This is a genomic window from Streptomyces sp. NPDC029152 (assembly GCF_055564355.1).
In genome coordinates this window covers 32,351-42,146 of record NZ_JBVHWR010000032.1, presented here as the reverse complement: position 1 = coordinate 42,146, position 9,796 = coordinate 32,351, and the positions used below count along the sequence as shown (strand labels likewise).

Annotated in this window: 7 protein-coding genes and 2 pseudogenes; 4 read left to right on the top strand and 5 right to left on the bottom strand. The window is 70.2% G+C overall.

The window, feature by feature from the left end:
- Nucleotides 1–140 precede the first annotated feature (140 nt).
- Nucleotides 141–317 (top strand): annotated as a pseudogene (locus ACZ4V6_RS34710) (IS256 family transposase); the annotation flags it as partial.
- Here ACZ4V6_RS34710 and ACZ4V6_RS34705 read toward each other — a convergent pair.
- From ACZ4V6_RS34705 to ACZ4V6_RS34695, 3 genes are read right to left on the bottom strand one after another with little or no spacing between them, the layout of a single operon-like run.
- A complete protein-coding gene (locus ACZ4V6_RS34705; protein ID WP_467834979.1) occupies nt 280–1,146 on the bottom strand; it encodes a class I SAM-dependent methyltransferase in 867 nt (288 codons plus the stop codon). The pseudogene ACZ4V6_RS34710 and the gene ACZ4V6_RS34705 overlap by 38 nt on opposite strands.
- Nucleotides 1,143–2,516, bottom strand: a complete 1,374-nt coding sequence (locus tag ACZ4V6_RS34700) for a hypothetical protein (RefSeq protein WP_467834977.1) — start codon at nt 2,514–2,516, stop codon at nt 1,143–1,145. The genes ACZ4V6_RS34705 and ACZ4V6_RS34700 overlap by 4 nt, the downstream gene beginning before the upstream one ends.
- A gap of 1 nt (nt 2,517) precedes the next feature.
- Nucleotides 2,518–3,276, bottom strand: a complete 759-nt coding sequence (locus tag ACZ4V6_RS34695; protein ID WP_467834975.1) for an alpha/beta fold hydrolase — start codon at nt 3,274–3,276, stop codon at nt 2,518–2,520.
- Nucleotides 3,277–3,652: 376 nt separating this feature from the next.
- Between ACZ4V6_RS34695 and ACZ4V6_RS34690 the strand changes: the two genes are divergently transcribed.
- Together ACZ4V6_RS34690 and ACZ4V6_RS34685 are read left to right on the top strand one after the other, a co-directional pair.
- Nucleotides 3,653–4,186, top strand: coding sequence for a hypothetical protein (locus ACZ4V6_RS34690; protein WP_467834973.1), 534 nt, complete (start codon nt 3,653–3,655; stop codon nt 4,184–4,186).
- Between the two features lie 217 nt (nt 4,187–4,403).
- A complete protein-coding gene (locus tag ACZ4V6_RS34685; protein ID WP_467834971.1) occupies nt 4,404–6,254 on the top strand; it encodes an AMP-binding protein in 1,851 nt (616 codons plus the stop codon).
- A gap of 41 nt (nt 6,255–6,295) precedes the next feature.
- Here the strand turns inward: ACZ4V6_RS34685 and ACZ4V6_RS34680 are convergent.
- Nucleotides 6,296–6,465, bottom strand: a pseudogene (locus tag ACZ4V6_RS34680) (transposase); the annotation flags it as partial.
- Nucleotides 6,466–6,770: 305 nt separating this feature from the next.
- On the opposite strand from ACZ4V6_RS34680, the gene ACZ4V6_RS34675 reads away from it, so the two are divergent.
- Entirely contained in the window at nt 6,771–7,994 is a 1,224-nt protein-coding gene (locus tag ACZ4V6_RS34675; RefSeq protein ID WP_467834981.1) for a hypothetical protein, read from the top strand.
- Here ACZ4V6_RS34675 and ACZ4V6_RS34670 read toward each other — a convergent pair.
- Entirely contained in the window at nt 7,978–9,795 is a 1,818-nt protein-coding gene (locus ACZ4V6_RS34670; RefSeq protein ID WP_467834969.1) for an asparagine synthase-related protein, read from the bottom strand. The genes ACZ4V6_RS34675 and ACZ4V6_RS34670 overlap by 17 nt on opposite strands.
- Nucleotide 9,796: the final 1 nt, after the last annotated feature.

The window sequence follows — 9,796 nt, the reverse complement described above, 5'->3', positions numbered from 1 at the left end:
CTCGGTACGACAAACTCGCCGTCCGCTACGAAGCGACAGTGCTGGTCGCAGCCATCAATGAATGGCTATGACCAGCACTTTCACAACAGGCCCTAGCCGGCTTCGTTCTGGTACGCGGTCACCGATGCCGTCGCGCCCGTGTCAAGGCCCGTGGACACTTCCCCGATGAGCAGGCTGCCCTGAAGTGCGTCTACACGGCGATCATGTCGCTCGATCCCAGCGGCAAGGGACGGGTCCGCCGGACCACGCGCCGGAAGACCGCGCTGAACGCCCTCGACCTCACCTTCGGCGGCCGGCTCTCAGCGGCCCGTCAGTAACCCGACCGCCCTGGTCACACCGTTCATTTGACAGACCCGTTCGTGCCCGGCGCTCGCTGAGGCGGTAGAAATGGAAACGCGAGCCGGTGTGATGAGGCGGAAACGGCTCGGGGACGAGGGTGCGCAGGTGGACCGCGTTCCTGAACGAGAACTCGAGGGAGCCGTGGGCGACGCGGTCACCGGTCTCGACCACCACCAGGCACGGCGCGTAGTCGCGGGACCGCTGGATGTCCCGGATGATCTCGGGGACCGGGGGCGAGGTACGGGTCAGGTCGAGGCCTTCCGGGGTGAGGGCCGGGCCCCAGGAGGGCTCCACGATGTAGACGTCGCGCTCGCTGCGGGCGGGAAGCGCGCCGAGCAGGTCGCGGTAGTCCGCCAGACGGAGATCGACGGCGGAGCCGACACGGTCGAGGTTGCGTCGGCAGGCCTCGTGGACGACCGGGTCGAGTTCCGAGGCGTATACGGGACGGTTCAGGCAGCGGCCGAGGTGGTGACCGAAGTTTCCGGAACCGCAGAACAGGTCGACGACCATCGCCTCACCGCCGGTCCCGGGGACGGTGGCCTCGATTTCGGCGATGACGCCGGCGATGGCCACGGGGTGGGGGTCCTTGGTGCACTCGACGGCGGTGCGGCCCAGGACGCGGATCCCCCAGGCCTCCATCTCGGGGGCGGGGATGCCGTAGAGGGACAGGTCCTCGGAGCGACCGCACATGAGGCGGCCTGCCTCACACAGCTGGTCCGGGGTCAGGAACTGGTCGCGCAGGGGACCGAGCAGCCGGTTCCTGAAAGCGAAGTAGGCCGCGCGACTGGGTTCTTCAGAGGCGTTCAATCCGTCTCCAGGTGTCGGGAAGGTTCCCCTGCCGGTCGCGCGACAGGTGCGGTACGGGCCGCAGCGGTCGGCCGGTCCGGCCGTTCCCACGGGGCTGGACACCCTGGACTGTCACTCGCCGCGCCGAGGGGGAGGATCCTGGCCAGCACCGCGTAGACCGGCTCACCGCCGAGCAGTCTCCGCAGTTCCTCGACGCCGTGCCGCCGCCGCGCCGGGGTGAGCGAGACGTAGTGTTCGATCCGCTCGTTGAACGTTCTGCGGAACACGCTGTAGAGCTCGTCGTCCTCCTGTACACGGCCGGCGATCTCCACGAGGGCCGCGGTTCCGGTGAAGTCGTCCTCGGGCACCCGGTGGAGCGGCAGGACGTCCGCGAACCGGCCGGCGTTCCGGCCGAAGATCGTGCCGTCGAGACGGCGCAGTGTGTAGACGTGCGCGTAGTGCTGCTCGTGGATCCCCAGCGGCAACCGTCCCAGGGCCATCGACTCGTGGAGTGCCGTGAGCCCTGGGGCGAGCAGGTAGCCGGGTGCGCTCGCCACCGCCCGCAGCAGGTCGCGCTGCCGCAGGAGACGGCAGTCGGCCCGTCGGCCGGCGACCGAGACCTTCCGTTCGCGGTGCCCGCCGAAGGGGCCGCCGCAGACCAGGACGCGCGGAAACCGCGGCCAGTCTCGCAGCAGGTCGGGGATCCAGCGGTGGAGCAGGCGCAGGTAGTCGTCGTTGGCGTCGAAGTCCAGAAGGAAATTCTTGAACCCGCCGACGTTGACCAGCAGGTCGTACTCCGGTTCGGCGTCGCGCGGGGTGTTCCTCAGTCCTTCGAGATCGATGATCGGGCCGGTCAGATGGATCGCGGACCCGACGCCGAGAGCGGTGAACTCGGCCGCGCGCTCGGGGGCGCCCGGGAAGTTCTGCACCACGCTGTGCGTGGCGAGCAGATGGGCCGCGACGACGCGCTCGTGAGGTGAGAGAGCGGCCAGGTGTCGGTCTGCCGCGACGTAGGAGGAACGCGGCATGCCCGCGCACAGGTCGCGGATCTGGGCCAACGGCCGTCCGAGCCGCCAGAAGCCGAACAGGCTGTCCACCATGACCACCGGACGCCGCGCCACGACGGACCGCAGGACGAGATCGGCGTCCATGACCGAGACCACCTGGTCTCCGGTCTTCAGCAGGTCGTCGACCGACTCCGCCCCGGCCCTCCCGCACATCCCGTCGTACTCGCGGACGGCGTCGAAGGCGTCCGGGTTGCGCCGCGCGAACGTCGCCGCCACGCCGCTGCCGACGAACACCCGCTCATGGCCGGAGAGCAGCCGGGAGATCGCGACGAGTTCGGAGGCCGGGCCGAAACCACAGTTCTGAGCCCCCATCACGATGCGCATGTCAGCGGCCCCCACCGGTGCGGGACGGAGCCACCGCGTCGGACGGGGCCGCGAACATTCCGACGAGTCGCCTGGCGAACTCGACCGGATACCTCGCGTAGCCGACATGGCCGCCGGGGAACAGGATCCGTTCACAGCCGAGCCGCTCCGCGAGGACGACCGCGGGCCGGTGGACGGTGTGGGTGCACGAGTCACGACCACCTGCCACGACGATCCGGTCCGCCACTGTCACGAGCTTGGCGAGGTCGGGTACGAAGCGCGTGACCGGCCTGACGGTGTGGGCCAGGAAGAACGCGGTGTTGTCGTGGGCCTCGGGCAGCGTCGGCGCGGGTCCGTCGCCGAACACGAGCTGGAGCTTGCGCAGGGCCGCCGCCGCGCCTTCGCGGCGGAACGTCTCGTGGACGTCGTCGAAGAACGCCAGGTGGTCCTCGGCATCCGGCAGCAGTCCCATCGCGGGTGGTTCGTGGGCGATCGTCAAGCGGATCCGGGTTTGGTCGCGGACGGCTAGTTCGAGTGCGACGAGCCCTCCCGAGCAACTTCCGAAGACGTGCGCGGATTCGTCGGGCCCGGTGAGGTGATCGAGCAGGCGGTACGCGTCGTCGGCGTGCTCCTCGATCCGCTGATCCGTCGGTGGGCCGTCGAGGAGGCTGCGCGAATTGCCGCGCGGGTCGTACGTGATGACGCGGTGGCCCGCGGCCAGGACGTCGGCCAGGCGTTTGAAGACAGCCGCGTCGGAGTTGCCGCCCGCGATGAGCAGCACCGGTGGTCCTTCTCCGCGCACTTCGAAATGAAGCCTCGCGCCCGGTACCGCAAGTGTGCCGTTCTTCCGTGGAACCATCACACTCCAGGACTCGAAGCCGGCACGGCGTTCCAGGGGGTCGGGAGGACCGCCCGCGTGGAGGAACGGGCAAAAGCCCGCGCTCCCGTTTGCCGCGCGCATGGTCCACTGACTCACACCCGTGTGCCGGGCGGCAAGGGAGTGGGCCGGAGGAACGGAGGCGACACCCAGCGCAGTCTTCACGGGGGCAGCGCGCGGGACTTCGCGTACCTCCGTCACTGCTCCCGCGCGCTCGTCTCACGGATGGGCGTGCCGGGCATCATCCCCACCACGCCGTCACTTCGAAGGAGGCCGCCTCATGTCCGTCATGGGGTCACGGGCACGCTCGGCAGTCCTGACAACCGCCGCTACCGTACTTCTCACGGGCGCGCCGGCCGCCGGGCCCGCCCACGCGGAACCGCTCGCGCTGTTGCAGTGCCAGGGGACCGAGTCCGTCGCCTACAGTCCGGGGATCACCTTCCAACCGCAGGACGTCGACGTCACCACCGACGGACGTCTCGGGTCGTGCGTCGACGGTGCGGGTGAGGTGACGAGCGGGGCGTACGGGGAACGGTTCACCCTCCACGCGGGCTGCAACGACCTCCTCGACGGATTCCGGGGTCCTCGGACTTTCACGTGGAGCACCGGCGACACCAGCGTCGTCGAAGCCGAGGGCAGCAGCACCGCGATCGCCGGGCAGGTCGTCACCACGCTCACCGGGACCGTCGTCCAGGGCCGCTTCCACGGCCGCTCGGTGGTCCAGGTCATCGTCCTTCCGCAGCCGGCGCTGCCGTTGTGTCTGACCACCGGTGTCACGGGTGCGACCGGGGCGACGACGCTCACCATCGTCTGAGACCGTCCGCGCGGCCGGTCACCGGACGCTGCGGCCCCAGGCCGGGCGGGAGGGGCAGGCCGGCTCCACGACGGACAGCGGGATCCGTGACCCCGCGGTCGCGGACGCGGCGTCCGCCGTACACGTCAGGGACACGAGCGGCCCGCCACCGGCGACACCCTCTGCCTGAGCCGTCCCCTCAACCAGAACGTTCCCTCGACCCGACCGGGAGGGCCGGTTGCCGGACATCGACGACGTGCGAAGAATCCTCTCCGAGCTGGGCATCGCACAGGAGCTCCTGCGCGAGGACGCGCTTTTGCGTGCCCATCTCGGGCTCGACTCCGTCGACATCACGCAACTGGAGATCGAGTTCTCCGAACGACTCGGCACCCGCGTCGACCTCTGGAGCGAGCACGACCGCACCCTGCGGCAGCTCGCCGACGCCTTGGACGGGAACGGACCGGTCCCCCAGGCGTCGGCGGACTACCGGAGCCGCGGCTGGTGGCGCCCGGACCTGCTGGACGAACTGGTGCTGGACACCCGCGGGCATCGGGGCTGCCGTGAGGCACTCGTCGGCGGCGGCCGGGTTCTCACCGGGGCCGAACTGGACGCCGCGGTGTCGGGCTGCGCCGCCCGGTTGGCGCGCTGCGGAACGCAGCCGGGCGAGAACGTACTCGTACAACTCCCCAACCAGCCCCAGTTCGTCATCCTCGTGCTCGCCCTGATCCGGCTCGGCGCGCGCCCGGTCCTCGCTCCGCCGACGCTGCGCGAACACGAACTCGGCCCCGTGCTGTCTTCGGTACGGCCGGGAGCGATGGCCGTACCCGTTCGGCAAGCCCGTTTCGACCACGTCCGGTTCGCCGAAAGGCTTCGCGAACACCATCCGTTCGTGCGGAACCTGCTGGTCTCCGGCGGGGTCGACCCGGCCCGCGGCCATCTGGACCTCGACGAGTTCACCGCGGCCGAAAAGACGGCTCCCGCGGCGGGCGGCCACCGGGACCCCTCGGACATCGCCCTGTTCCTGCTGTCGAGCGGTACCACCGGCGCACCCAAGCCCATCCCCCGTACACACGAGGCGTTCGGCCATGTCATCCGTGCCTCGGCGGCCGCGTCGGCGCTGACACCGGACTCGGTCTACCTCGCGGTCCTGCCCGTGACGCACAGTTTCGCCTTCGGCCACCCCGGAATCCTCGGCGCACTCGCCCACGGAGGGAAGGTCGTGCTCGGCACACCCGGCGATCCTGTCGGTGCGATGGCGCTGATCGAGCGGGAACGCGTCACGCACTGCGCGCTGACCCCTGCGGTCGCCCGCCAGTGGCTCACCGCACGTGCCGCCTCGCACGGGCCCGACCTGTCGAGCCTGGAGGTACTGCAAGTCGGTGGGGCCCGTCTGGAGGAGGAGACGGCCAGGCAGCTCGGTGACGCCTTCGGCTGCCGGATCCAGCAGGTGTACGGAATGAGCGAGGGACTGCTGAACTTCACCCGGCTCGGTGACCCACCGGAAGTGGTGTTCACCACCCAGGGGCGGCCCGTCTCACCGGGCGACGAGACCCTTGTGGTGGACGGCCGGGACCGCCCCGTCACCGACGGGGAGACGGGCGAGCTCCTGGCCCGGGGGCCTGGTGTCATCACGGGCTACCACTGCGGCACGGACACCGCTTCGTTCACCTCCGACGGCTTCTACCGCACCGGTGACCTGGTCCGCCGCCACCCCTCGGGCAACTTCGTGGTCATCGGACGCGTCAAGGACGTGATCAACCGCGGTGGCGAGAAAATCCCGGCGGGCGAACTGGAGGAACTGGTCCAGAGGCATCCCGGCGTACGCGCCGCCGCCGCCGTCCCGATGCCCCACCGAGTCCTGGGCGAAGCGGTGTGCCTGTACGTCGTCGACGGGGAGGGCTCTCCGACGCTGGGGGAGATCCGCCGTTTCCTCGAAGACGGCGGACTGGCTCCGTTCAAACTGCCCGAGCGCGTCGTCAGGGTGCCGGCATTGCCTCTGACCGGAGTCGGCAAGATCGACAAGAAGTGGCTGCGCGAGGACATCGCGAACCGGATGGAGGCCGAGCACGACGGCCGTCGCCCCCGCTGAGGGACCGGTACCGCTGTCGGGCGACCACGGTGCGGAAACGGACGCGCCTTCCCCGTCGGGCCCGGGCTCATCGACGCCGTGCAGACGCGCTTGAGGGCAACGGCCTCGTCGGGGAAGTGAGCGTGAGCGCGGACGGCCTCACGGACGGGGCGGTGACGCTTTCGATCGCGTTCGTGCCGCGGACGACCTTGCGGATCTCGACGTCGAAGGAGCGGGTCCGAGGACACGGAGGCACCACTCGTGTGCCTCCGGACGTGGGAATTCCCGGCGACTCGCCGCGGCCGTCGACGGCCGCGGCGGAAAGAGGAGACGGCCACCGCGCAAGATCGTCTGGCCGGGCGCGCACTCGGTGGTGAACGCCGGCCGGAGTCGGCCCCCGACGTCGGCACGCCCTGACACCACGGTCGGGCGGTGGCTCCAGGAGGTGATCGGATGAGGATTCCCCCCAGGCATCAGTCCCGCTCACATCCGAAAGTGCGGCGGTCCCCACCGGAAACCCCGTGGTCCCGCGTGACCATGGCGATGGTCCTGCTGGTCCTTCTCACGACGACGCTGATCATGGGGTGGTTCGGCCTCGATGACTTCGTCCACGCCCTGACCTTCCCCGGACGTCTCACGGGCGCCATGCTCATCGTGGTCGCCTTCATCACGTTCCTGGGCGCCGCCGCCGTCGTGGACCACTGGTGGTGGCGCAGTTTCCCCTACTCCGGCGTGATAGCGCTGATCAGCACGTTCGTCGCCCTACTGGCGAACGTCCTGCTCGTGGTCGAGACGGTGAGGGGCGACACCGTGTTCTACCTCGCGGTGTTCGGCGCGCTCACGGTGGGTTCGGCGTGGGCCGTCTTCGCGGTGTGGCGGACAGCGGTCGAGATCCCCGCTCCCAAGCGGGTGGCCGCAACGCTCATCGTCTCCTCGGCCATCGCGATCGCCAATTTCGGCTACGAAAACCTTTACCAGCCCTACCAGCGTGAGACCAGACCTCTCATCGAGATGTCCCTGGGAGATCCCGTACTGAGTCAGGACCGGAAGGAATTCTCCCTACCGGTCGACATCACTCTGAAGAACCAGGGGAACGTCGGTTTCTACGTACTCGGCACAGAGTTCCACGCCATGGGGGAACGGGTGCCCTTGAGCAAGAAAGACCGACTCCGTCAGCAATGGCGGACCGATGCGGAGCAGTGGAGCAAATTCCAGGAAATGAATCCGCTCTCCCGCAGGAAGATCCATCAGCCCGGCGAAATGGTCGAAGCCCGGCCGTGGATGCCCTTCGGGCAGTGGATCGAGTCGAGCGACACGTTCGCCACCCGAGTCATGGTGCAACTGCCCATCAACACCCCGTACGACCAGCTGGCGTTCTACGCCACCGCGAGCCTCGCCCGCAAGGACCGGCTCGCCCTGGAGCCACCGCTCCAGTTCAAGGCGTACTCCTGGACCGGAAAGGGTGTCCCCGCCTGGGTGAAGAAGGGGCAGCAACAGGGTCTGGACTCCATCATCTACCGCGCCAGGGTGCACGAGAACAACGCGATCGACGAGCGCACCCGGGACCCCCGGTACGTGACCGTCTACTGGAGGTTCGGCACGCACGGCGCGATCGTGGCGACGAGCATCGCACGCAGGGGCGAGGAGGACCACGTCCCCACCGGAGCGGAGAGGCGCGCGCTGGTGAGTCGCTACGGTCTCGTCGACGTCATCACGGGCCCGATCGAACGGTCACTGTGGGACATCAAGAGTCGGCGCTGACGGGCCGGTCCGCGCCGACACCGCTGGAGCGCCCTTCCAGCCGCTCCAGCCAGGCCACCAACGCCAGCGAACTGTTCACCCGGTCCCAGGCGTGCGCGTCCCCGAGCCCGAAGCGGGCCTCCTGCACCGCCCGGCACAGCAACGGGACGTCGAACATCTCCGCGACCAGCGGATGCCGGGCGGAGCGGCACAGGTCGATGAGTGCGCCGCCGTGGGTCCGCAGACCGCGGGTGTAGAGACCGTCGAAGGGGATCTTGACCGTCCTGCGGCTGATCCGGGCCGGCAGCAGGTCCGCCATGGCCTCGCGCAGAACCGCCTTCGAACGGTCGGGGTCAAGCACGTCTTCGGTGGGGAGGCGTCGCATCGTGGCGATGACCTCCGGGTCGAGGAAGGGGTGCGAGAGGAAGAACCCGTCCTCTCGCGCGCGCTGCCAGGACAGCAGGTCGGGAGCGGCGAGGTAGTTGGCCGCTTCGTAGAGCGACCGCTCCGGCCTGCGCCCGTAGACGAAGCGGCTCTCCGCGATGCCGGCCTCCCGGTAGCCGTGCGCCCGCGCGAACGCGGCTCGTAGCCAAGGGGGACGGTTGAAGGAGCCCAGTCCGCCGAGCACGGTTCCGCTGCGGACGAGGGCCCCCGTCCGTTCGGCCGTCAGTGGGAGGGCCGGCCGTACGACGTAGGCGTGGACGGTCTCCCGCAGCCCCCGCTCGCCGCCCTCGGCCCAGGCGCGTGCCTGCCTGGCCAGCTCCCGGAATTTCCCCGTGCGGGCGAGCCGGTGCAGGTGGAACGGGTTGGCGTCCACGACCGGGTCGGCGCCGCAACCGGTCAGGACGGTGTCACAGCCCAGTTCGGCGGCGGCGGTGTGGAGCCTGGTCCAGAACGGGGCGCGGAAGGCGTGCGCATGGGGTTCGTCCGCGTCTCCCGCGTGGTGCTCGAAGTCGTCGAAATCGGCAACGTCGTCGGCGTCGACGATCACCGGGCGGGCCGCGGGGGCGAGACGGCGGATCCCCTCCACCGCCGCGTCGAGGTACGGCTGCTCCCCGGCCAGCTCTCCCGTCGTGAAGCGTCCTGCGAGCAGCAGGAGGTTCCCGCTGCCGTCCCCTTCCTCGGCCAGCAGCTGTGCCGCGAGCAGCGCCACGCTGGTGGAGTCGAGGCCGCCGGAGACGTGGCATGCCGTCATGGTGCCCAGGCGGCGCCGGACGGCCTCCTCCAGCACCCGGCGCAGCTCCTCGGCCGCCCCATGGCGGTGGGACCCGTCGGCCGCGGGCACGGGCGGGTCGTGGGCCCGGCGGACTCCTCGTGGCCCCCGGCCTCGCATCCGCCCGGTGACCGAAAGTTCCAGCACCTCACCGCCGAGGACACGGTGGACCCCCGCGAAGGGAGTGAGGTCCGCGTGCGGTTGCGCCATGTTGCCGGTGAGATACCGGCAGAAGTAGCGGGGTTCCAGCGCCGAGCCGCTCCCCAGCCGGCGGACCGAGGTGCTCACGGCACTCACGCGGCCACCCGACTCCCGGAAGAACAGCGGGACGCGTGCCTGCTCGTCCCGGGTCACGAGGACGCGGTCGCGGTACACCAGAACGGCCGCGTAGTCGCCGGCCGGCAGCGGTGCGACGGCTCTCCGCCGGCCGAGGGCGTCCAGGAGACGGCGGGCGCCCGCCGCCCGGTCCCGGGCCGAGCCGACGAAGCCGACGACGGCCGCGGTGCCCTCCGGCGAGGAGACCGTCGTCACGAGTCCCTCACGCTCCATCGGCGCGGCGGTCCAGAGCTTCGGCGCACCGTCGGCCCACTCGAGACGGAGCGCATCCATG